Source organism: Rhodococcus pseudokoreensis, assembly GCF_017068395.1.
GTDB classification, from domain to species: domain Bacteria; phylum Actinomycetota; class Actinomycetes; order Mycobacteriales; family Mycobacteriaceae; genus Rhodococcus_F; species Rhodococcus_F pseudokoreensis.
Map to the genome: position 1 here is coordinate 4954866 of NZ_CP070619.1, position 20689 is coordinate 4975554.

General features: G+C 67.8%; 23 protein-coding genes. 11 read left to right on the forward strand and 12 right to left on the reverse strand.

What is annotated here, in order from left to right; translation table 11 throughout:
* Positions 1 to 79 precede the first annotated feature (79 nt).
* From JWS13_RS27835 to JWS13_RS27845, 3 genes are all read left to right on the forward strand, one after another.
* A complete protein-coding gene (locus tag JWS13_RS27835) occupies positions 80 to 415 on the forward strand; it encodes a YciI family protein (protein WP_206008608.1) in 336 nt (111 codons plus the stop codon).
* Complete coding sequence (locus JWS13_RS27840) at positions 412 to 1632, forward strand: RNA polymerase sigma factor (RefSeq protein ID WP_206008609.1); 1221 nt, start codon at positions 412 to 414, stop codon at positions 1630 to 1632. Before JWS13_RS27835 ends, JWS13_RS27840 begins: the two co-directional genes overlap by 4 nt.
* 93 nt (positions 1633 to 1725) lie before the next feature.
* Positions 1726 to 2445 (forward strand): DUF899 family protein, encoded by a 720-nt coding sequence (locus JWS13_RS27845; protein WP_206008610.1) that lies wholly within the window; start codon positions 1726 to 1728, stop codon positions 2443 to 2445.
* Positions 2446 to 2477: 32 nt separating this feature from the next.
* Here JWS13_RS27845 and JWS13_RS27850 read toward each other — a convergent pair whose 3' ends face one another.
* The 8 genes from JWS13_RS27850 to JWS13_RS27885 form a co-directional block, all read right to left on the reverse strand.
* Positions 2478 to 3698 (reverse strand): cytochrome P450, encoded by a 1221-nt coding sequence (locus tag JWS13_RS27850; RefSeq protein ID WP_206008611.1) that lies wholly within the window; start codon positions 3696 to 3698, stop codon positions 2478 to 2480.
* A gap of 74 nt (positions 3699 to 3772) precedes the next feature.
* Complete coding sequence (locus JWS13_RS27855) at positions 3773 to 4618, reverse strand: DUF4097 family beta strand repeat-containing protein (RefSeq protein WP_206008612.1); 846 nt, start codon at positions 4616 to 4618, stop codon at positions 3773 to 3775.
* A 278-nt stretch (positions 4619 to 4896) separates the two neighbouring features.
* Positions 4897 to 6114 carry an NAD(P)/FAD-dependent oxidoreductase gene (locus JWS13_RS27860; RefSeq protein ID WP_206008615.1) on the reverse strand — a complete coding sequence of 406 codons (1218 nt, stop codon included), beginning with the start codon at positions 6112 to 6114 and terminating at the stop codon, positions 4897 to 4899.
* A 108-nt stretch (positions 6115 to 6222) separates the two neighbouring features.
* A complete protein-coding gene (locus tag JWS13_RS27865; protein WP_206008616.1) occupies positions 6223 to 7185 on the reverse strand; it encodes an NADP-dependent oxidoreductase in 963 nt (320 codons plus the stop codon).
* Between the two features lie 286 nt (positions 7186 to 7471).
* Complete coding sequence (locus JWS13_RS27870) at positions 7472 to 7753, reverse strand: putative quinol monooxygenase (RefSeq protein ID WP_206011751.1); 282 nt, start codon at positions 7751 to 7753, stop codon at positions 7472 to 7474.
* Between the two features lie 268 nt (positions 7754 to 8021).
* On the reverse strand, positions 8022 to 8267 hold the full coding sequence (locus JWS13_RS27875) for a hypothetical protein (RefSeq protein WP_206008617.1): 246 nt from the start codon (positions 8265 to 8267) through the stop codon (positions 8022 to 8024).
* Positions 8268 to 8355: 88 nt separating this feature from the next.
* On the reverse strand, positions 8356 to 8685 hold the full coding sequence (locus JWS13_RS27880; protein ID WP_124391465.1) for a branched-chain amino acid transporter permease: 330 nt from the start codon (positions 8683 to 8685) through the stop codon (positions 8356 to 8358).
* A complete protein-coding gene (locus tag JWS13_RS27885) occupies positions 8678 to 9421 on the reverse strand; it encodes an AzlC family ABC transporter permease (protein ID WP_206008618.1) in 744 nt (247 codons plus the stop codon). Before JWS13_RS27885 ends, JWS13_RS27880 begins: the two co-directional genes overlap by 8 nt.
* Before the next feature lie 77 nt (positions 9422 to 9498).
* Here JWS13_RS27885 and JWS13_RS27890 point away from each other — a divergent pair, with 77 nt between their 5' ends.
* From JWS13_RS27890 to JWS13_RS27905, 4 genes are all read left to right on the forward strand, one after another.
* Positions 9499 to 9939: an Lrp/AsnC family transcriptional regulator gene (locus JWS13_RS27890; protein WP_005254660.1), complete on the forward strand. Its 441-nt coding sequence runs from the start codon at positions 9499 to 9501 to the stop codon at positions 9937 to 9939.
* 16 nt (positions 9940 to 9955) lie between these two features.
* Positions 9956 to 10930 (forward strand): ERCC4 domain-containing protein, encoded by a 975-nt coding sequence (locus JWS13_RS27895; RefSeq protein ID WP_206008627.1) that lies wholly within the window; start codon positions 9956 to 9958, stop codon positions 10928 to 10930.
* A 169-nt stretch (positions 10931 to 11099) separates the two neighbouring features.
* Positions 11100 to 12467, forward strand: coding sequence for a hemolysin family protein (locus tag JWS13_RS27900; protein WP_206008629.1), 1368 nt, complete (start codon positions 11100 to 11102; stop codon positions 12465 to 12467).
* Positions 12460 to 13473 carry a hemolysin family protein gene (locus tag JWS13_RS27905; protein ID WP_206008631.1) on the forward strand — a complete coding sequence of 338 codons (1014 nt, stop codon included), beginning with the start codon at positions 12460 to 12462 and terminating at the stop codon, positions 13471 to 13473. The genes JWS13_RS27900 and JWS13_RS27905 overlap by 8 nt, the downstream gene beginning before the upstream one ends.
* A gap of 58 nt (positions 13474 to 13531) precedes the next feature.
* On the opposite strand, the gene JWS13_RS27910 is transcribed toward JWS13_RS27905, so the two are convergent.
* Together JWS13_RS27910 and JWS13_RS27915 are read right to left on the reverse strand one after the other, a co-directional pair.
* Positions 13532 to 14200: an AIM24 family protein gene (locus JWS13_RS27910; protein WP_206008633.1), complete on the reverse strand. Its 669-nt coding sequence runs from the start codon at positions 14198 to 14200 to the stop codon at positions 13532 to 13534.
* 21 nt (positions 14201 to 14221) lie between these two features.
* A complete protein-coding gene (locus JWS13_RS27915; RefSeq protein ID WP_124391460.1) occupies positions 14222 to 14698 on the reverse strand; it encodes an Lrp/AsnC family transcriptional regulator in 477 nt (158 codons plus the stop codon).
* A 135-nt stretch (positions 14699 to 14833) separates the two neighbouring features.
* Here JWS13_RS27915 and pdhA point away from each other — a divergent pair, with 135 nt between their 5' ends.
* The 4 genes from pdhA to lpdA are packed head-to-tail and all read left to right on the forward strand — an operon-like array spanning position 14834 to position 19578.
* Complete coding sequence (gene pdhA, locus JWS13_RS27920; protein WP_206008635.1) at positions 14834 to 15970, forward strand: pyruvate dehydrogenase (acetyl-transferring) E1 component subunit alpha; 1137 nt, start codon at positions 14834 to 14836, stop codon at positions 15968 to 15970.
* Positions 15971 to 15973: 3 nt separating this feature from the next.
* On the forward strand, positions 15974 to 16978 hold the full coding sequence (locus tag JWS13_RS27925) for an alpha-ketoacid dehydrogenase subunit beta (protein WP_206008637.1): 1005 nt from the start codon (positions 15974 to 15976) through the stop codon (positions 16976 to 16978).
* Positions 16975 to 18204 (forward strand): dihydrolipoamide acetyltransferase family protein, encoded by a 1230-nt coding sequence (locus tag JWS13_RS27930; protein ID WP_206008638.1) that lies wholly within the window; start codon positions 16975 to 16977, stop codon positions 18202 to 18204. Before JWS13_RS27925 ends, JWS13_RS27930 begins: the two co-directional genes overlap by 4 nt.
* Positions 18205 to 19578, forward strand: coding sequence for a dihydrolipoyl dehydrogenase (gene lpdA, locus JWS13_RS27935; RefSeq protein ID WP_206008639.1), 1374 nt, complete (start codon positions 18205 to 18207; stop codon positions 19576 to 19578).
* A 252-nt stretch (positions 19579 to 19830) separates the two neighbouring features.
* On the opposite strand, the gene JWS13_RS27940 is transcribed toward lpdA, so the two are convergent.
* Positions 19831 to 20151: a hypothetical protein gene (locus JWS13_RS27940; RefSeq protein WP_206008642.1), complete on the reverse strand. Its 321-nt coding sequence runs from the start codon at positions 20149 to 20151 to the stop codon at positions 19831 to 19833.
* Positions 20152 to 20191: 40 nt separating this feature from the next.
* Positions 20192 to 20506, reverse strand: coding sequence for a hypothetical protein (locus JWS13_RS27945; protein WP_206008644.1), 315 nt, complete (start codon positions 20504 to 20506; stop codon positions 20192 to 20194).
* Between the last annotated feature and the right edge of the window lie 183 nt (positions 20507 to 20689).

Here is a 20689-nt window from a genome sequence, read left to right on the forward strand (position 1 = left end):
ACGCCGCGCGGGGAGCAAACGGCGGGTGCGCCCGTCCGATCCGGTGCCTGTACGGCCACCGCTCGGGCAAGATCGGAGTATGAAGTACGTCCTGCTGATCTGCGACGACGAGTCGGTATCGCCGACGAACGAGGAACTCGAGGCAGACCCCGTGCATCAGGCGTGGTGGGCCGACGTGCAGCGGCGCGGCGGGTTCCTCGTCGGCCAGCGGTTGCGGCCGGTGGTGGACGCCACGACGGTCCGGGTCCGCGACGGCGAGACTCTGGTGTCGGATGGGCCGTTCGCCGAGACCAAGGACTTCGTCGGCGGATTCGTGATCGTCGACTGCGAGAACCTGGACGAGGCGATCGAGATCGCGGCCGGCCATCCCTACGCGCGGTGGGGCGGCGTCGAGATCCGCCCAGTGTGGGAATGACGGAGTCCGAGAACCGAGTCCGTGCGGCCGTCGCTGCGGCGTTCCGGGACGAGTGGGGTCAGGTGGTTGCGACCCTGATCGGGATGACGGGGGACTGGGATCTGGCCGAGGACTGCGCGCAGGACGCGTTCGCCTACGCGTTGACGAGCTGGGAACGCGACGGCGTACCGCGGCGCCCCGGTGCCTGGCTCACCACGACGGCCCGCAACCGTGCGATCGATCGGCTGCGCCGCGACGCCGCAGGTGCGGGCAAGGTGCGCCAGCTCGCCGTCTTGGCACCCGACCCGGACGAGCTGCCACACGACGAGATCCCCGACGAGCGGCTGCGGCTGATCTTCACCTGCTGCCATCCGGCGCTGCCGTTCCCGGCCCGGGTCGCGCTCACCCTGCGGACGTTGGCCGGTTTGAGCACCGCCGAGATCGCCCGGGCCTTCCTGACCGCGGAGACCACGATGGCGCAGCGTCTCGTCCGTGCGAAGCGGAAGATCCGGGAGGCCGGGATCCCGTACCGGGTGCCGCCCGTCGAACTGCTCCCGCAGCGACTGACCTCCGTCCTGGCGGTGCTCTACCTGATCTTCAACCAGGGCTACGACGAGGAGAACGGAGAACGGGCCCTGACCGCCGAGGCGATCCGCCTGGCCCGGTTGCTGGTGCGGCTGATGCCCCAGGAACCCGAGCCGCGCGGTCTGCTCGCGCTGATGCTGCTGCACGAGTCACGGCGCGCGACGCGCACCGACGCCGGTGTGCTGGTCACCCTGGAGAACCAGGACCGGTCTCGGTGGGACCGGACGCTGATCGCCGAAGGAGTGGCAACACTCGACCAGGCGCTGGCGACGGGACGAACCGGTGCCTACCAGGTGCAGGCCGCCATCGCCGCCTGCCACGTCACCGCGCCCGACGCGGCGAGCACGGACTGGCCGCAGATCGCGGCCCTGTACACGGAGTTGGCGCGGCTGGCGCCGTCCCCGGTCGTGGATCTCAACCACGCCGTGGCGGTCGCGATGGCCGACGGCATCCCGGCCGGCCTGGCCCTCGTCGACCAGATCGCCGCCTCCGGCCGGCTCGACCACTACCACCTGCTGCCCGCGACCCGCGCCGACCTGCTCCGCCGGGACGGCCGCGCCGCCGAGGCCAGGGCGGCGTACGAGCAGGCCCTGCAGCTGGCACCGACCGACGCCGAGCGTCGCTACCTGACCGGCCGGCTGCGCGAGCTCTGAGAAATCTCGAGATTTTCTCGCGATTGTTGTCGATCCCGGGCGGCATCCTTCGTCGGTTGGTTGAAAGCCCACCTGGATGAAAAGGAGACTGTTGTGAACACCGAAACGACCCCACCGGCACCGTCCGTCGTCGACCACGAGACCTATCTGGCCGAACTGGACGCGTTGCGGGTCCGGGAGAAGGCGCACACCCATGAAGGCGACGCGATCGCCGCGGCCCGCCGGCGGCTGCCGATGGTCGAGGTAGACCCCACCATCACCCTGGTCGGCGCGGACGGCCCGGTGCCGCTGCTGGACGTGTTCGAGGGCCGCAGCCAGTTGATCGCGTACTTCCACATGTGGCACACCGACGAGCCCGTGGCCGAACAATGCGAGGGGTGCACGTTCTTCAACGGCCAGGTCCGGGAGCTGTCGTACCTGCACTCCCGCGACGTCACGTACGCCACGCTGTGCCAAGGTCCGTACGACGTGAGCGTCGACTATCGCGACTTCATGGGCTGGGACGTGCCGTGGTACTCGGCACAGGATTCGGCGGATGCTCTGCTCGGCGACCGCCAACGGTCGCCGGCGCCGCTGGTCTGCTATCTGAGACAGGGCGGCCGAGTGTTCGAGACGTTCTGGACCAGTGGCCGTGGCCTGGAACCGATGGCTCCGACGTACGGGCTCCTCGACATGACCACGTACGGGCGGCAGGAATCGTGGGAGAACTCGCCCGCCGGTTGGCCGCAGCGGTGGCAGCGCCGCACGCGGGACATCATGCGCACCGACGGACGGCCCACCGCGCAGTGGTCCCGGTTGCGTAGCCGCCCGTGAGTACTTATTAACCGCCCGACGTTAATAAGTACTCACGGGCCGAAGGCACGCACCGGAAGTGAGTGCACGCCATAGATATTCATGTCGGACTTGAGTTTCACCTCGCCCGCCGGGACGGCGAGTTCGAGATTCGGGAAGCGGCGCAGCAGTCCCTCGAAGCCGGCGCGCATCTCGAGGCGGGCAAGTTGCTGGCCCAGGCACAGGTGGACGCCGTGGCCGAAGGACAGGTGACCGCGGGCCTTGCGGTGGATGTCCAGGGTGTCGGGGTCGTCGAAACGCAAGGGGTCGCGGTTGGCGGCCAGCAGGGAGACGACGACGGTCGATCCCTGTCCGATCGTTTCGCCGCCGAGTTCGATGTCTTCGGTGGCGTAGCGGTAGAAGATGTCGGCGACGGCCAGGTAGCGCATGAGTTCCTCGACGGCATCGGGCATCAGGTCCGGGTCGGCGCGGAGTTCGGCCAGCTGCTCGGGGTGCTCCAGCAGCGCGAAGGCGCCCAGCGCGAGCATGTTGGCGGTCGTCTCGTGGCCCGCGAGCAGCAGCAGGAACGCGACGCCGATCAGCTCCTCGACGGTGAGGTCGTCGTCGCGGGCCAGGTCGGACAGGATGTCCTCGCCGGGCGCCGCGCGTTTGAGCGCGACCAGTTCGGCCAGATACCCGGTCAGCGCGCCGTACGCGGCCATCTTCTCGTCGAGCGACTGGTCCTTGACCAGGAATTTGGCCGTGTTGACCTGGAACGTCTCCCGATCCGCGTAGGGAACGCCGAGCAGTTCGCAGATCACCAGTGAGGGCACGGGCAGTGCGAACTCCTTGACCAGGTCGACCGGCTGGGGCAGGTGCGACATCTCGTCCAGTTGCCGTTCGACGACGTCGACGATGTGCTCCTCGAGTTGCTTCATACGCCGCACGGTGAAGGCGCCGGTGAGTTTGCGTCGCAACCGGGTGTGGTCCGGCGCGTCCATCGCGATGAACAGACCCGGCACCTGCGGGGACGGCTCGGTGGCGGCGGGCATGCCGGGCGTCTCGTACGGCACGTGGAGAATGCCGAGGTCCGAGCGGGAGCTGAACCGGGTGTCGGCCAGAAGCCGGCGGACCGCGTCGTAGCCGGTGACGAGCCAGCCCTCGTGACCGTCGGGGAAGACCAGCGGACTGACGGGTCGAGCGTCGCGCAGCCGGGTGATCGCGCTGGGCGGGTCGAACGGGCCCGCGTCGCGATCCATGGGGAGGCCGTGCGGGACGGGAACGGTTCGGCTCATCGGATGTCCTTCTCGTGCCGGGTGAGTGTGCCTGACGGTCATGGGTTTTCCCTTTCTCCAGGGCTGGAAGTGGATCAGGAACGGCGGATCGTGATGCCGCCGAACGAGGTGTGCGCACGCACTTCGGCGGTCCGGTCGGACGCCGCGGGCCGGGTGACGTCATCCAGCAGGTTGTGCACCCGCCCGAACTTCGACTTCACGTCCAGCCGTGCGGCGGTGCCCTCGGCGATGCCGATCTCCAGGTCGCCCATCGCTGTCCCGACCTCCACCGAGCCGTGGGCCACCTCGGCGATGCGAATGCTGCCGTTGGCCGTCTTCGCCTCGACACTCGCGCCTGCCCGGTCGACGGAGATGGCGCCGTTCGCCGAGCGCACCCGGACGTCCCCGGTGACCGCGGCGATCGTGGTGTCGCCGTTGGAGTTCTTCACGACCACGGAGCCCGCGGTCTCGCCGATGCGGATCTTCCCGGAGCCGGTGTGGATCTCGGCGTCGCCCGCGACGCCGTCCGCGGTGACGTCGCCGGCGGCGGTGTTCACGCGCAGGGAGCCGGTTCGCTCGAGCCGGACGTTCCCGGCGGAGGTCTTGAACGTGCATTGCCCGAGCCGGCCCTCGCCGCTGAGGTTTCCCACCTGCAACGAACCGGATACCCTTGAACCGCTGGGCACTTCGATGGACACGTTCACCGACCTGGTCTTGTGGGAGAAGTCGAAGGCGCGCGCCTTCGGTCCCGTGACCTGGAGAACGCCGTCCGTGTAGTCGACGCGGACCTGCCGGGCGGCCTCGACGTCCGACTCGTCGGAGTCGTCGCTCGGATGCACGTCGACGACGGTGTCGGTGCGGTCGCTCGCGGTGATCCGCACATTGCCGACGCCGAGGCCGAGCGTGACGGAAATCGGTTCGGGTGTCTCGAATTTGGGCATGGTTTCCCCCTTCATCGTGGGTGGGTGGCACGTCCCGCAGGTCGGGGACGTGATGTGGCGGGATGCACGGCCGCATCCTCGAACGGCTCAGCAGGCGGTGCGGTCGCGGTGTCTTCCGTACGAGATCAAGTGCATGGCACCACTATGGCACCAAGATGGCATCAATACAAGACCCATGTGGCTCAACCTGGGCGTAGCGCGGCACCATGCAGTAAAAGCTGCTGGTCAGGAAGCGACCAAGTCGATCGGCGCAGAATGTCTTCAGAAGGCCCGGATGGTCACTGTCCGGGGTCGGGTCGTGCCTGCAGCACCGGCGCGGCGGCGGCCAGCAGCGCGTCGCGGTCGCGGTTCAGCGGGGGATAGATGCGCTGGGTGTTGATGGTGACCTTGGTGGCTTTGGCCTGCGCGCCGCGAGTCACCACCTGGCGATCCCACCCCTCGGTGTAGACCGCACCGGCCGGTCCGAGGTCGAGAATGGTGGCGTACCAGGGGATCCGGAGCGGCAGCATCGGCTCCCCCAGTAGATCGCTGATGACGTTGTAGCCCGCGTAGCGGCCCATCGGACGCCCGTGCTGGCACGACATCACCGACAGGTGGCCCTCGTCCACCCGCGCCGCGGCGACGTCACCCGCGGCGAATACGCCGGGCGAGCCGATCACCCGCAGATAGTCGTCGACCGGCAGGCGGCCGAGCCGGTCGCGCTCGGCATCGAGTTGTGCGGTCAGCGGGTTCGCCCGCATGCCCGCGCACCAGACGACGGTGCTCGCCGCCAGCACCTCGCCGGAGGAGAGCGTCACCCCGTGCTCGTCGACCGCCGCGACGCCGACACCGGTCATCGTCTCGACGCCGTTGTCGGACAGGCCCGCTTCGATCACCGGTCGCGCCGAGTCTCCCATGTCGGAACCGACGTGGGGATTGTGGTCGATCAGCACCACCCGCGATTCGCCGTGGCAGGCCTTCGCGAGCATTGCGGGCAACTCGGACGCCGTTTCGATGCCGGTGAGTCCGGCGCCGACCACCACCGCGGTCGCCGCGCCGGCGCCCGCTCGGCCGTTGGACAGTGTGGCCAGGTGGCGCTGCAGCTTCATCGCGCCGTCGTACGTGTCCACGTCGAAGCCGAATTCCCGCAGGCCGGGGATGTCGGGCTTCGCCACTCGGCTGCCCAGCGCCAGGACGAGGCGGTCGTAACGCTGCGTGCCTGCTGCCCCGTCGCCCGAGACGGTGACGGTGCGCGCCGCGGTGTCGATCGCCGTCACCTCGGCGGTGATGTGCCCGACGCCGACCGGGTCGAGCAGGTCGGCCAGCGGGATGCGGCACGCGCTCAGGTCCGCTTCGTAGTTGCGGACCCGGATGTCGTGGAACGGCTTCGCGCTGATCGCCGTCACATCGACGGCGCCCGCTGCGCCGAGTTCGTCGAGCCGCCGCGCTGCCCCCAGCGCGGCCCACAAACCGGCGAACCCCGAGCCGAGGACGAGGACGCGATCGGAATCGGTCACCCCGCCATCGTGCCAGGTCTACGCCGCGACGACTGCCGGATCGCGATCACGCGCGATCAATCATTCAGAACCCGGATGCGTTCAGAGTGCCGACTTGATGCACGGTGGTCAGGAAGCAGGCGTGGTCGCGTCGAGGACAAGCTTCCCTCGGACGTGTCCTCCCCGACCCTCTTCGTGGGCGGCTTGCGCCGCGGCGAGGGGATACACCGAGCTGACTGTGGGCCGCACTGTGCCGTCCTCGACGAGCCGGGAGATTTTGGCCAGTGTGTCAGCGTTCGGTTCGACGCTGAAGTGTCGCGTCCGTATACCGCGTCGCTCGGCTTCGGCCTTGACCTGGTCCGGGACCTCTGCTGGCAGGGCAACGAGAACCCCGTCGCGCTCCAGCACGTCGAGGGACCGCTGTTGGACGTCGCCGCCGACGGTGTCGATCACGGCATGCACCGGAGCCACCGACGTCTCGAACCGCTGCTTGCGGTAGTCGACGAACTCGTCAGCGCCGAGCGATTTCACATACTCCCGGTTGGAGCCGGACGCGGTTGCGACCACGTGTGCTCCGAGTGCTTTCGCAAATTGCACGGCCAGATGGCCGACACCGCCCGAGGCGGCATGGATCAACACGCGTTGCCCTCGTTGTAGGCCGGCCTCGTCGAAGAGGGCCCGCCACGCCGTCAATCCGGTCATCGGCAGCGCCGCCGCTTGTATGTGGTCCAGGCTGGGCGGCTTGGCGACGACCTGACCGGCGGGGACTGACGCGTAATCGGCGTAGGCGTTGCCGGGTTCGGGCAGCCGAACCATTCCATAGACGCTGTCGCCCTGCTGGAATCCGCTGACGTCGGTACCGACCACTTCCACAACTCCCGAGATGTCCCACCCCGGAATCCACGGCAGCGGAACATCGGGAAAGTATTCGAACCCGCCTTCGCCCAGCAGCCAGTCCAACACGTTGACTCCCGCAGCGTGCACCCGCACCAGGAGTTCGTCCCCGGCAGACTCGGGGCGGGGAGCATCCTCGTAGACCAGCTTCTCCGGTCCGCCGTAGGCGTGGCGCCGCACCGCTTTCATTTGTTCCATGTTCCTCTTCGTCTCCGTCCTCTGTCACGTCAGTGACGACTGAAGAAATGTGAGGAATTTGAGACAGAAAGCAGTGGTCAAGCCGTGAGGAAGACCGGAAATGTCCCGTGGTCTGGATCGTGGTTCGCTGGACAGAACGGTCGTGTTCGCCCAACTGCGGTTCGCTGAGCGTCGTCGATGCCACGTATTCGGGCTGCGTGTTCAATGCCAACGCGAGCGAGATCCATCCGCCGCGTTCGAAGCCACCGCCGCTCCGTCGACGGAGACGACGTTCCCTGCTCGTCGGTCAAACGGCGTCTTCCCCGAACAACGACCGCTCGTCGGCGACGTCGTACTCGGCTACCGACGCCGTGAGCATCGCCGCGCCCTGCTCGTCGCTGGGGCCACTGCTGCGGAAGGTGTCGACCGCCGCCTGCGACTCCCAGCGCTCGAAGATGTTGATCCGGCCGGGGTCGATCAGGTCGGCGGAGATGGCGAAGTCGAGGCAGCCGGCCGCGCCGCGCGCCTGTTCGACGACGCTCACGCAGCCTGCGAGGTAGGACTCGCGCTGATCCGGTTCGACGGTGATGTGCCCTGCGCACGATGACCATGGGTTCGCTCCCGGTTCGGGTAGTCGGACACTTGTTCCGGAGTCGGGGTGATTCCGGGCCCGCGGGATATCGCGGAATATCTCCGAGGCCGGTACTGTTAAACGCGCTGACGGTGTCGGACATACCCCGGGTACCACATTAAATTCGTCGCCTAGAGCGACCACTTGCCGAGAGGCGATATGACGGCACCGTCGCAGAAGCCGCCGGCACCTTCGGGTGCCGGCGGTTTTCGTTGCGCAGTGGACCTTACTTGTCCTTCTTGTCCTTCCCGAGGCGGGCGGCGAGCATCGCCTTGCCCAGATCGCCGCCCTTCCGGCTGACGGCCTGGGCGCGGCGGAAGAAGTCGGCCAACTCGGCGTCGCCGTCCATGTCGGCGTCGGAGATGTAGCCCTCGAGACGCAGCGCGTTGCTCAGTGAGGCCTCGACGAACCAGATCAGGTTGTAGTCCTTGTCCCGTAGACCCGTCACCGAACCGGCATCTTGTTCACTCATCAGTGCGTCCTTCCCGAGAAACGGCCGACTGTCTTGTGGTTCCTGCCTACCCGTGTGGTTGCATCGTAGAACGTGAGGCGCGCCGGGCTCAGGCGAATGCCCAGTTCATCAGGACGACGTACAGCCCGGTCCCGACGACGATGGAGAGCACCGCGTTCTTACGCCACAGGTGTACCGCGGCCGTGGCCCCCACCGCGATCAATTCGGGGATCCCGTGCGACGGGGCGGTGACGGAGACGTTCTTCAGCGAGTACGCCACCAGGATCAGCATGATCCCGGCAGGCATGTAGACACCCAGGTAGCCGACGAGCGCGGACGACCGCAACGGCATGACGATCGCGAACGGGACCGCCCGCAGGGCGAACGTGACCACCGCCATGATCGCGACGGCCGCGAGGATGTAACCGGGGTCAGGCATCGGCGGGCGCCTTTCTGCGTGTGACGAAGTACCGGACGACGAGCAGGCTCACGAATGCGCCCATCGCGATCGGCAGCATGTGTTCGGCGTCGACGAGTCGCGCGGTCAGCGCGCAGGCCACGGCGATCGTGGGAACCGCGAAACCGCTCTGGGCCCGGATCGCCTCGATGGACAGCACGACGAACAGTGCGGTCAGTGCGAAGTCGAGCCCGACGATGTTCTCCGGGATCCACTGTGCTGCAGTCGCTCCGAGAATCGCCCCACCGATCCAGTACGCGTGGAGATACAGCTGCGAGTACACCATGACTCGACCCGTCATCGACCTCCGGTCGCCGGTGACCGACATGGCGTACGCCTCGTCGGTCAACGCGAACATGCTGTAGAACCGGGCGAGCCGGCCCTTGACCCTGTCGAGGGGAAAACTCAAGGCGTAGAACACGTGCCGGAAGTTCACCAGCAGCGCGGTCAGCGCGATGTAGGGGAGTGGCGTCAGGGTGGCGACCATGCCGACCGCGATGAATTCGAGGGAACCGGCGTAGATCAGCGAGGTGAAGACCAGCGCCCACCAGGGGTTGAGTCCCTGCTGGACCACGAGCACTCCGAGGGCGATCCCCAGCGGAACCAACCCGATCCCGACGGGGAGGGACGCCTGCAGGGCCCGACGCCATTCCGGGGTGTGCCGGTGGTCGGGGTCGACGACTGCGGTCCTGGAAAAGGGGGCTGGATCGATCACCACGCAAATCTATAGCAACCATCCCGGTGCGCGATTGCGAGCGAATGCCCATAATCGAACTCTTGCGCAATAATAGTGCGATGGATGACATCGATCACGCAATTCTCGACCACCTGCGCAACGACTCCAGTCTGACCAACACCGAATTGGCGGATCTCGTGGGTCTGACTCCCTCCCCGTGCCTGCGCAGGGTCAAGAAACTCGAGGCGGACGGCGTCATCACCGGCTACCGCGCCATCGTCAGCCAGGAGGCGCTCGATCGGGGATTCCAGGTGATCGTCACCGCCGAGATCGGGGTGAACGACCAGGCGACCATCGAGCAGTTCGAATCCCGGGTCGCCGCCTTCGACGAGGTGATCGAATGCCGGCGGCTGTTCGGGATCCCCGACTACTTCATCCGGGTCGCGGTCCGCGACCTCGCGACGTACGAGAACTTCATGGCCACCAAGCTCAGCGGACTCCCGGCCGTATCGCGGGTGACGTCGCTGATCACGATGAAGACCATCAAGAGCGCCGACTGACCTTTATTCTGGCGGTATGCCCGACGACCTGCTGATCGCGCGGAATCCGGAAGCCGGTTCGACGCTTCCCTATCTGGTGAGGGTTCCGCTCGGACCGGGCGGCATCGTCGTCAAGGCGAAGCAGCCGTGGCCTCGCGAATCCAAGGTCTACTGCCACCGCGCCGACGAGTGGCCCGCCGACGCCGAGATTCTGGAGCGGCTCGAGGTTCGTTCGTGCACCCGGCGAGGCCCCGCGATCGACCTGGTGCTCACCCGTGCCCGGGAGAACCGCTCCCAACTGGTCATGACCCGAGCGCGGGGCCGGGAGATGATCTTCTGGCAGTCGCCGCGCACCGCCAAGCAGGCGAGGCCCGCCGTCACGGTGCCGACGGCGCGGGCGCACGGCCGCGTGCTCGACATCGTCGTCGACACCGCCGAAAAGTATCCGTACACGTTCGGGAGGCAGCAGGCGACCACGGTCCGGCGACGGTTGTCGGCGGGGGACTATGCGGTCGAGGTCGGCGACGAGATCGTGGCGGTGGTGGAGCGCAAGACGCTCGAGGATCTTGCGGCGAGTCTGCTGTCCGGGCGGATGACGTACGCGGCGGCCGAGTTGAGCGCGCTGCCTCGGGCCGCGGTGGTGGTCGAGGATCGGTACAGCCGGCTGTTCAAGCTCGAACACGTCAGCGGCGCCAGGGTCGCCGAGGCGCTCGCCGAATTGCAGGCCCGGTTCCCGGCGCTGCCGGTGACGTTCTGCGAGACGCGGCAACTGGGGCAGGAGTGGACGTATCGCTGGCTGGGTGCCTGCCTGCACGAGTGGGAATCGGCCCGGGCGACCAGCGATCTCGAAACGACGTTCGCGACAGCTCCGCCCGTGGCGCCCGCGAAAGTCGACGTGCAGCGCCCCGCGGTCGTCCGCGCCTGGGCTCGGACTCAGGGCATCGAGGTGTCGGAGAAGGGCCGGATCCCGGCAGCGGTGATGCGCGCGTTCTCGGCGGCTCACGCCGATTGATCCCGGTGACGCTGCGCACCCCTCCGCACTAAAAGGTAAAGAGTCCTTTACTATGGGTGGCTCGTACTCCTATTGCAGAGAGAGCCATGACCAGCGCTTCGCGCCCCCGAAGACCCAGCCCGCCCCAGAGTGATCACCGCAGTCCCGGATGCAGGACGCGGGTGACACCATGGTGACCGTCCTGAGCATCGGCTTCGGCGTCGTCGTCGTATTACTGATCACCGCCCTGACCGGCTATTTCGTCGCGCAGGAATTCGCGTACATGTCGGTCGACCGTTCGCGGCTCAAGGCCAGGGCCGAGGCGGGAGACGCGGGCGCCGCCCGTGCGCTGGGCGTCACTCGCCGCACCTCGTTCATGCTGTCCGGCGCCCAGTTGGGCATCACGGTCACCGGTCTGCTCGTCGGTTATGTCGCCGAACCCCTGATCGGGCGCGGTCTCGGCGAACTCCTCGGCGGCGTCGGCATCCCGACCGCGGTCGGGATCGGTGTCGGTGCCGTCCTCGCCGTCCTGTTCTCCACCTTCGTCCAGATGCTGTTCGGTGAACTGTTCCCGAAGAACCTGGCGATCGCCCGTCCCGAACCGGTGGCCCGATGGCTCGCGCTGTCGACCACCGTCTACCTGAAGCTCTTCGGCTGGTTGATCTGGTTGTTCGACCAGTCGTCGAACCTGCTGCTGCGGGCGCTGCGGATCGAGCCGGTCCACGACGTCGAACACTCGGCGACCGCGCGGGACCTCGAGCACATCGTCGCCGAATCCCGCGACGCCGGTGAGCTGCCGCGGGAACTGTCGACCCTGCTCGACCGGATCCTCGACTTCCCCACCCGCACCGCCGGGCACGCCATGATTCCCCGCGCCCACGTCGACATCGTCCGGGCCGACGAACCCCTGATCAGCGTCCTCGGGAAGATGGGCGCCGGCCACACCCGCTATCCGGTCGTCGGGACCTCCTCCGACGACCTGCGCGGCGTCATCCACCTCCACGACCTGCTCGGCGAACAGCCCGACGGGGTGGCCGCGTCCCGGGCCCGCGAGGCCGTCGTCGTGCCGACGTCGCTGCCGCTGCCCGACGTGCTGGAACAGTTGACGGCCGCCCGCGACGAGATGGCCCTCGTCGTCGACGAGTACGGCGGTTTCGCCGGCGTCATCACGATCGAGGATCTCGCGGAGGAACTCGTCGGTGAGATCGCCGACGAACACGATCCCGACGAGGACGCGTCCGTGACGGGCTCCGAGTCCGAGGGCTGGACGATGCCCGGCGACCTGCACATCGACGAGGTGGAGCGCGTCCTCGGACACGACCTCCCGTCCGGTGACTTCGAGACGCTCGCCGGCGCCGTCATCGCGGAGTTCGGTGGTCTCCCCGTCGTCGGGGATGTGGTCGCGATTCGATTGAACCCGAATCCGGCCGACCTGATCACCGACGCCGACCCACCCGTGCGCAGCCTCGACGCCGAGGTTCGGGCGGTCGACAAGCACGTTCCGTCCTCGCTGTTCGTGAGGCTCCGCGTCCTGGAAAGCGAGACGACCGATGAGTAATCCCTGGGTCGTCGTGGTGGTCACCGTCGGGTTGATCGCGGCGAGCGCGTTCTTCGTGGCGATCGAGTTCGCACTGATCGCCGCCCGCCGCCACCGCCTGGAGGACGCCGCCCCCACCAGCAGGGCGGCGCGGGCCGCCCTGCGCAGTGCATCCGAGTTGTCGGTGTTGCTCGCCGGATCCCAGCTGGGCATCACCGTGTGCACCCTCGCGCTCGGTGCCGTCACCAAGCCGGCCGTGCATCACTGGCTGACCCCGGCGTTCGCGGGGTGGGGTGCCCCGCTGTGGCTGGCGGACGTCCTCGGATTCGTCCTCGCCCTGATCATCGTCACGTTCCTGCACCTCGTCGTCGGCGAGATGGCGCCGAAGTCGTGGGCGATCGCGCACCCGGAGAAATCGGCGACCCTGCTGGCGATCCCGATGCGCGGGTTCATGTGGGCCACCCGCCCACTGCTGCTGGTGCTGAACCGGATGGCGAACCGGTGCCTGCGACTGTTCGGCGTGGAACCGGTCGACCAGGTCGGGGCGGGCCAGGATCCCGACGCGCTGCGTCACCTCGTCGAGCACTCCGCGACCGTCGGCACGCTCGACGAGCGGTACCACGGCCAGTTGACGAGCGCCCTCGAACTCCAGTCGCTCACCGTGCGGGACGTGGTGCGGCCGAACACCTCCCCGAGCAGTGTCGCCCCGGACGCGACCGCGGCGGCGATCAAGGCGGCCGCGGATCGAAGCAGCCACCTCCGGCTCCTCGTGCGCGACGACGACGGGATCAAGGGTGTGGTGCACGCGCGGGACAGCCTCCGGGCAGGCGCCGCGGTGACGGCCGCCGACCTGATGCGCCCCGTGCTGACCCTCGACGCGGACGCCGCCGTGTACGAGGCGTTGCACACGATGCGCGAGACCCGCAGCCATCTCGCGATCGTCACCGACGACGGGCGACTGATCGGTGTCGTCACGTTGACGGACGTCCTCGCGCGCCTGCGTCCGGCGGCGGGGGCGTCCGCCTGACGTGTGCCGGACCCCGCGCCCGGCCTTCGTGCCGGGCGCGACAGGGGCACCCGCGCGGTCAGGCCTTGGGAACCGGGTGCCCCTCCGAGGCCTGCACGACGACGACGCCGTGTCCGGTGAGGCACAACTGGTACGCCTCACCGGATCCGCGGCCGATCGCGGCGGCCATCTTCGCCGTCTTCCGGATCGTCGAGTGCAGGCCGGTCGACCACAGCACCGCGCTCTGCATGTCGACATAGGTGGGCGTGTCGACGTTCAGGACGACGGGAGTGCCGTACACGGTGACGGCGAGGACACCGCGCCCGGTGAACGTGGTGTTGAACAGTCCGCCGCTGAGCATCGACGCACCCTCGACGCGGTGGATGTCCCAGCTCAGCGAGCTGTCGAACGCGAGGACGTTGGACCCGTTGACGGTCACCGACTCGTCCTCGAGTTCGAGCAGGAAGATCTCGTCGGCGTCGCGGGCGAGGAACACGTCGCCGCTGCCGGACACCTTCATCAGCGACATGCCCTCACCGGTCAGCGCCTTCTTGAAGAACTTCCCGACGCCGCCGCTGCCCTCGTACGAGAAGTCGACGTCGCCCTGGTACGCGACCATCGCTCCCTGCCGGGCGAAGAAGTGGCCACCGGTTCCGGTCAAGTCCACCTTGAGCATTCGGGGATTCTGGAGCACGAAGGTGCCCGGTTCGCCGTTGCGTTCCGCGTTCTGCATCAGGTCGCTGCGCATAGTGCGATGGTATCCGCCGCGTCAACGAACCCATTCCGGTCCGGGCCCGCTGGCTTCCTCGAAGATCAGCCACGTCTTGGTCGCCTGCACACCTTCGAGGCTCTGCAACCGTTCGAGGACGACGTGACGCAGTGCGCTGTTGTCCGGTGCGCGGACGAGGACGAGTACGTCGAAATCGCCGCCCAGTAACGAGAAGTGCTCGACGAACGGCAGTGTCCGCAGCTGGGTGGAGATTCCCCGCCACGAGTCCTGCCTGATCGACAGGGCGATGAACGCGGAGGAGCCCAGACCCGCCTTGGAATGCGAGATGCGGGTGGTGAAACCCTCGATGATCCCGGCGTCCTGCAACCGCTCGATGCGGACGTACGCGTGGGCGCGGGAGATGTGGGCCTTCTCCGCCAGCGCTCGCATCGAGATGCGGCTGTCGGCGACGAGTTCCTTGATGATGCGTCGGTCGATCGCGTCGAGTTCGTACGTGTCCGCTGTGCCTTCGGCCATCTGTCCATCCCTGCTGTGGTCGCTCACACTCTGGTGAGACATTCTGCCCCCGACAGGCCGATTCTAGGCCATTTGTCTCTGATTCCGCCCAGTCGTTGTCGATAGGTCGTTCAGTTGCGAGCATTGACGAACACAATGCATCTGGAGGTAGACGTGACGCTCGTAGAGCCGCCCCTGGCGAGGCCGTATCGGAAGTTCCTTCCCGCTGACAGCGCGGTGCAGTATCTGGATTCGGCGGGCGAGCTCACCGGGAGCGAGGCCCGGTATCCGAGGCCGAGCGATCACCGTCTGGTGGAGATGCACCGGAACATGGTGCTGGGCAGGCGCTTCGATCAGCAGGCGACGGCGCTGACCAAGCAGGGCCGGCTGGCGGTGTATCCGTCTTCGCGTGGTCAGGAGGCCTGCCAGATCGCGGCGGCGATGAGCCTGCGACCCGGCGACTGGATGTTCCCCACCTACCGCGACTCGGTGGCGCTCGCCGCCCGCGGCATCGACCCGGTCGAGATCCTCAGCATGCTCGCCGGCGACTGGCACTGCGGCTACGACCCGGCGCGGCACCGCAGCGCACCCCAGTGCACCCCGCTGGCCACGCAGTTGCTGCACGCCACCGGTGTGGCGTACGGCGAAAACCGCCGGGGTCGAGACACGATCGCGCTGGCGTTCTGCGGCGACGGCGCGACCAGTGAGGGCGACTTCCACGAGGCCCTCAACTTCGCGGCGGTGTTCAAGGCCCCGGTGGTGTTTCTGGTGCAGAACAACGGATTCGCGATCAGTGTGCCGCTCGCCCGGCAGAGCGCCGCACCCACACTGGCGCACAAGGGTGTCGGCTACGGAATCGGCAGCGAGCAGGTCGACGGCAACGACCCGGTCGCCATGCTCGCAGTGATGGACGAGGCGGCGAACTTCGTCCGGTCCGGCAACGGACCGGTCATCGTCGAGGCCCACACCTACCGGATCGACGCGCACACCAACGCCGACGACGCCACCCGCTACCGCGATTCGTCCGAGGTGGAGCAGTGGCTCGGACGCGACCCACTGACCCGGCTGGAGAAGTATCTGCGCGGCCGGAATCTGCTCGACGACGCGGCCGTCGACGCCCTGACCGCCGAGGCCGACACCGCCGCCGCGGCCCTGCGCGCCGGGATGAACGTCGACCGTCCCCACGACCCGCTCGATCTGTTCCGGCACGTCTTCGCCGAACCGACCCCACAGTTGCGCGAACAGCAGGCGCAGGTGCAGGCCGAACTGGCCGCCGAATCCGAGGAGCACTGAATCATGCCCACACTCACCATGGCTCAGGCCCTGAACACCGCACTGCGCGACGCGCTCGCCGCGGACGAGAACGTCGTCGTCTTCGGTGAGGACGTCGGCACCCTCGGCGGTGTCTTCCGGGTCACCGACGGACTCACCCGCGACTTCGGCGACGACCGCTGCTTCGACACCCCGCTCGCCGAATCGGGCATCATCGGCTTCGCCATCGGCATGGCGATGGCGAGGTTCAAGCCGGTCGTCGAGATGCAGTTCGACGCGTTCGCCTACCCGGCGTTCGAGCAAATCGTCTCGCACGTCGCGAAGATCCGGAACCGCACGAAGGGCGCGCTGTCGGCGCCCATCGTCATCCGGATCCCGTTCGCCGGCGGCATCGGCGGCGTCGAGCATCACTGCGATTCCAGTGAGGGCTACTACGCGCACACTCCGGGCCTGAAGGTGGTGGCCCCGTCCACGGTAGAGGACGCGTACTCCCTGCTGCGGGCGGCGATCGACGACCCGGACCCGGTAATTTTTCTGGAGCCGAAACGGCTGTACTTCTCCCGCGCCGACGTCGACCTCGCGGTGGGCGCGCCGCTCGGGAAGGCGGCCGTCCGGCGTGCCGGCCGGGACGCGACGCTCGTCGCCTACGGTCCGTCGGTGACCGTCGCACTCGAGTCCGCCGAGGCCGCCGCGGCGGAGGGCCACGACCTCGAGGTGATCGACCTGCGGTCGATCGTGCCGTTCGACGACGAGACGGTCATGGCGTCGGTCCGGAAGACCGGCCGGTGCATCGTCATTCAGGAGGCGCAGGGTTTCGCCGGTGTCGGCGCCGAAATCGCCGCCCGCGTGCAGGAACGCTGCTTCCACCATCTGCATGCCCCGGTGCTGCGGGTCAGCGGATTCGACATCCCCTACCCGGCACCGAAACTCGAACGCCTGCACCTGCCGAACGTCGACCGCGTCCTCGACAGCGTCGACCGATTGCAGTGGAACGATTCCGCCGATACCCGGTGGGCGGTGACCGCATGAGCAACCAGATCTTCCTGCTCCCCGACCTCGGCGAGGGACTCACCGAGGCCGACATCGCCGAATGGCGAGTCCGGGTCGGCGACACCGTCACCATCGACCAGGTCGTCGTCGAGGTCGAGACCGCCAAAGCTGCGGTCGAGGTGCCGATTCCCTTCGAGGGCACGGTGATCTCCCTGCACGGCGACGAAGGCTCGACGCTGAAGGTGGGCACCCCACTGATCACCGTCAGCGGAACCCCCGCCGCGCACGAGCAGTACCGGGAGGAGGAACGCGCCGGCTCGGGCAACGTGCTCATCGGATACGGCACCAGTGAGGACACCCGTCGGCGTCGGCGTCGTGTCGCCGCGAACCGTGAAGTCACGCAAGTCCACAAGGCTTCTGCGACCCGCGTCATCTCGCCGGTCGTCCGTAACCTCGCGCGGCAGAACGACCTCGACCTGTCGCGGCTGCCGGGCAGCGGTCCCGGAGGGGTGATCAACCGCGCCGACGTCGAGCGGGCACTCGCCACGACACCCGACGGCGACGCCGACGACGTGCAGCGGATACCGATCAAGGGCCTGCGCAAGGCGGTCGCCGACAAGCTGTCGACGAGCCGCCGCGAAATTCCGGACGCGACGACGTGGGTCGATGTGGACGCCACCGATCTCCTCGCCGCCCGCCGCGCGATCAACGCCGCACTACCCGAGGACGACAAGGTCAGCCTGATGGCACTGCTCGCGCGCCTGGCCCTCGCGGCGCTGGCGCGGTACCCGGAACTGAACTCGACCGTCGACACCGACCGGGGCGAGATCGTCCAGTTCGGACACGTGCATCTCGGCATCGCGGCGCAAACCCCACGCGGGCTGGTCGTCCCGGTGATCGAGCGGGCCGATTCGCTCACGACCGTTGACCTCGCCCGGCAACTGCGGGACACCACGGCGCTGGCCCGCGAGGGAGCACTCCCGCCGTCGCGGCTGACCGGGGGCACGTTCACCCTCAACAACTACGGCGTGTTCGGTGTGGACGGTTCGACCCCGATCATCAACCATCCCGAGGCCGCGATCCTCGGTGTCGGCCGGATCGTCGACAAACCGTGGGTCGTGGACGGGCAGTTGGCTGTCCGGAAGGTGATGCAGGTGTCGCTGAGTTTCGATCACCGGGTGTGTGACGGCGGTGTCGCCGGCGGATTCCTGCGAGCGTTCGCCGACTTCATCGAGAATCCGATCACCGTGCTGGGGAGGCTGTAGATGACCGACACCCACAGCGACGTCCTGATCCTCGGTGGTGGTTCGGGCGGCTACGCGTGCGCTTTCCGGGCCGCGCAACTCGGCCTGTCGGTCCGGCTGATCGAGGCGGACAAGATCGGCGGAACCTGCCTGCACCGCGGTTGCATCCCGACCAAGGCGCTTCTCCATTCCGCCGAGATCGCCGACTCCGCGCGGACCGGTGCGGAGTTCGGCGTGCGAACGACGTTCGACGGCATCGATATCGACGCGGTGCACCGGTACAAGGACGGCACGATCGATCGGTTGCACAAGGGGCTGCAGGGCCTGGTCGCGCATCATGCGGTGTCCGTCGTGCACGGGCACGGAAAGTACGTCGGAGACAGGACGATCGAGGTGGACGGCACCCGCTACACCGGGACGTCCGTGGTGCTGGCCACCGGGTCCTATGCCCGCACGGTGCCGTCCATCGAGTGCGGTGAGCGCATCGTCACCAGCGATCAGGCACTGACTCTCGGGTTCGTCCCGGAGAAGGCCATCGTCCTCGGGGGTGGCGTGATCGGTGTCGAGTTCGCCAGTGTCTGGGCGTCGTTCGGCGCGGACGTGACCATCGTGGAGGCACTGCCCCGCCTGGTCGCGGCGGAGGATCCGTGGTGCTCGAAGCAACTCGAACGCGCGTTCCGCAAACGCGGGATCTCCACCCGTACGGGCGTCACGGTCGCCGCGGCGAAGGAAACCGCGGACGGCGTCCTCGTGGAACTCGCGGGTGGCGACACCCTCGAGGCGGACATCCTGCTGGTGGCGGTGGGGCGGGGACCGCGCACCGGCGACTGCGGATTCGCCGAACACGGCATCACCCTGGACCGCGGGTTCGTCGTCACCGACGACCGGCTGCGCACCCCCGTCGACGGCGTGTATGCCGTCGGGGACATCGTGGCCGGACTTCAATTGGCGCACCGCGGTTTCCAGCAGGGAACCTTCGTCGCCGAGGAGATCGCCGGCCTCGATCCGGTTCCCGTGGCCGAGGATCTGATTCCGCGGGTGACGTACTCGCACCCGGAGGTCGCGTCCGTCGGCCTCACCGAGGACGCTGCCCGGGAACGGCACGGCGACGCGACGTCCGTGGTGTACGACCTCGCCGGCAACGGCAAGAGCCAGATCCTGCGAACGTCGGGCGGGATCAAGGTCGTCAGGGCAGGTGACACCGGCCCTGTGGTGGGCGTGCACATGGTCGGTGATCGCGTCGGCGAACTGATCGGCGAGGCTCAGCTGACCGTCGCGTGGGAGGCCCTGCCCACCGACGTCGCACCGTTCGTCCACGCGCACCCCACACAGAACGAGGCGCTGGGCGAAGCAATGCTCGCGCTGTCGGGGAAACCGCTGCACACGCACGGCTGAGTGCACCGGGAAGATCGCACCCCGGTCCGTGGTTGACATCGGGTGATCATCGGAAAACGACACAGGAGCGTGATGGCGTTGTGGATGAGGGAGCCTTCGTCGGTTGGAACGGGCATGTCGCTGGGTCGTCTCGCATCGACTTGGCGTGCGCTGGGCCGGTTTCGTGTGCATCGATAGGTTCTGAACGAGATTGACAGAACGGAACTGGAAGGGCCCGCCCGGGAGGCCGGGCAGGGCTTTCCGGTGTTCGGGTCAGCTGTCGAAGAATCCGGTGATGAAGTCGTGGAGGAAGTTGGCGCCGATCTCGTTCCAGGTGGTCGGCGTCGGCCGGTTCGTTTCGGGCTCGTAGGCCAGTTCCCATCCGCTTGCCTGTCCGGGCATCGATCCGCAGCGTGCATAGGTGCCGGGGTGGGCTTGGTGGTAGGCGTTCTCGGCTTTGATGCAGTCCGAGTAGGTCGGGTAGCCGGTGATGTATTCCGTGGCGTTGGCGGTCGGGGCCAGCAGGAGGGCGGGTGCGCTGATGATTATGACGGTTGCCAGGGCCGTGGCCGCGGTGCGAGTGAGGTGCTTCATTAGAGATCCTGTCTCGGGGCTGAAGGTGGCGGGGGCGGTGTCAGCTGCCGAAGAATCCGCCGAACGCCGGCGGTGTGGGCTGCGGGTTGGACCTCAGCTTCGGGATGTCGGCCGGGTCGTACTTCAGTTCGGTCTGCCCGTCTGCGGTTCCGGCTTTCATCAGGCACGAGGTCCGCAGCCCCGGGTAGGCCTCACGGAGCGCCTTTCCCGCGTTCGCGCAGGCCGTCGATGACGGGTAGGTGGTGTAGACCGGGGTCGCGCCGGCAGCCGGGGCGAGGGCCAGTGCAGGCGCGGCGAGGATCGCGGCGGTGGCCAACGCGGTCGCCGCGGTACGGGCGAGGGTGCGAAGGTTCATGTGTGAATCCTTTTCTCGTCGGTAATGGGGGGCAGGGGTGTGTGTCGGCAAAGTGGGTTGCGGGTGCGGACCGCAGTCGGTCGTGATTTCTGATGCCAGGCATGCTGTGACACCGCGACAGGGATCGGCCCCCAGAGCGCTCATCGAGTCGCCGTCGGATCGGTACTCCGGAACTCGAGGTGA

Excerpts from the sequence above, each read along its gene's own strand:
- JWS13_RS27835 (WP_206008608.1), top strand. The coding sequence starts at position 80 with ATGAAGTACGTCCTGCTGATCTGCGACGACGAGTCGGTATCGCCGACG.
- JWS13_RS27840 (WP_206008609.1), top strand. The coding sequence starts at position 412 with ATGACGGAGTCCGAGAACCGAGTCCGTGCGGCCGTCGCTGCGGCGTTC.
- JWS13_RS27850 (WP_206008611.1), bottom strand. The coding sequence starts at position 3,698 with ATGAGCCGAACCGTTCCCGTCCCGCACGGCCTCCCCATGGATCGCGAC.
- JWS13_RS27855 (WP_206008612.1), bottom strand. The coding sequence starts at position 4,618 with ATGCCCAAATTCGAGACACCCGAACCGATTTCCGTCACGCTCGGCCTC.
- JWS13_RS27865 (WP_206008616.1), bottom strand. The coding sequence starts at position 7,185 with ATGGAACAAATGAAAGCGGTGCGGCGCCACGCCTACGGCGGACCGGAG.
- JWS13_RS27875 (WP_206008617.1), bottom strand. The coding sequence starts at position 8,267 with ATGAGTGAACAAGATGCCGGTTCGGTGACGGGTCTACGGGACAAGGAC.
- JWS13_RS27880 (WP_124391465.1), bottom strand. The coding sequence starts at position 8,685 with ATGCCTGACCCCGGTTACATCCTCGCGGCCGTCGCGATCATGGCGGTG.
- JWS13_RS27890 (WP_005254660.1), top strand. The coding sequence starts at position 9,499 with ATGGATGACATCGATCACGCAATTCTCGACCACCTGCGCAACGACTCC.
- JWS13_RS27895 (WP_206008627.1), top strand. The coding sequence starts at position 9,956 with ATGCCCGACGACCTGCTGATCGCGCGGAATCCGGAAGCCGGTTCGACG.
- JWS13_RS27900 (WP_206008629.1), top strand. The coding sequence starts at position 11,100 with ATGGTGACCGTCCTGAGCATCGGCTTCGGCGTCGTCGTCGTATTACTG.
- JWS13_RS27905 (WP_206008631.1), top strand. The coding sequence starts at position 12,460 with ATGAGTAATCCCTGGGTCGTCGTGGTGGTCACCGTCGGGTTGATCGCG.
- JWS13_RS27910 (WP_206008633.1), bottom strand. The coding sequence starts at position 14,200 with ATGCGCAGCGACCTGATGCAGAACGCGGAACGCAACGGCGAACCGGGC.
- JWS13_RS27915 (WP_124391460.1), bottom strand. The coding sequence starts at position 14,698 with ATGGCCGAAGGCACAGCGGACACGTACGAACTCGACGCGATCGACCGA.
- pdhA (WP_206008635.1), top strand. The coding sequence starts at position 14,834 with ATGCATCTGGAGGTAGACGTGACGCTCGTAGAGCCGCCCCTGGCGAGG.
- JWS13_RS27925 (WP_206008637.1), top strand. The coding sequence starts at position 15,974 with ATGCCCACACTCACCATGGCTCAGGCCCTGAACACCGCACTGCGCGAC.
- JWS13_RS27930 (WP_206008638.1), top strand. The coding sequence starts at position 16,975 with ATGAGCAACCAGATCTTCCTGCTCCCCGACCTCGGCGAGGGACTCACC.
- lpdA (WP_206008639.1), top strand. The coding sequence starts at position 18,205 with ATGACCGACACCCACAGCGACGTCCTGATCCTCGGTGGTGGTTCGGGC.
- JWS13_RS27940 (WP_206008642.1), bottom strand. The coding sequence starts at position 20,151 with ATGAAGCACCTCACTCGCACCGCGGCCACGGCCCTGGCAACCGTCATA.
- JWS13_RS27945 (WP_206008644.1), bottom strand. The coding sequence starts at position 20,506 with ATGAACCTTCGCACCCTCGCCCGTACCGCGGCGACCGCGTTGGCCACC.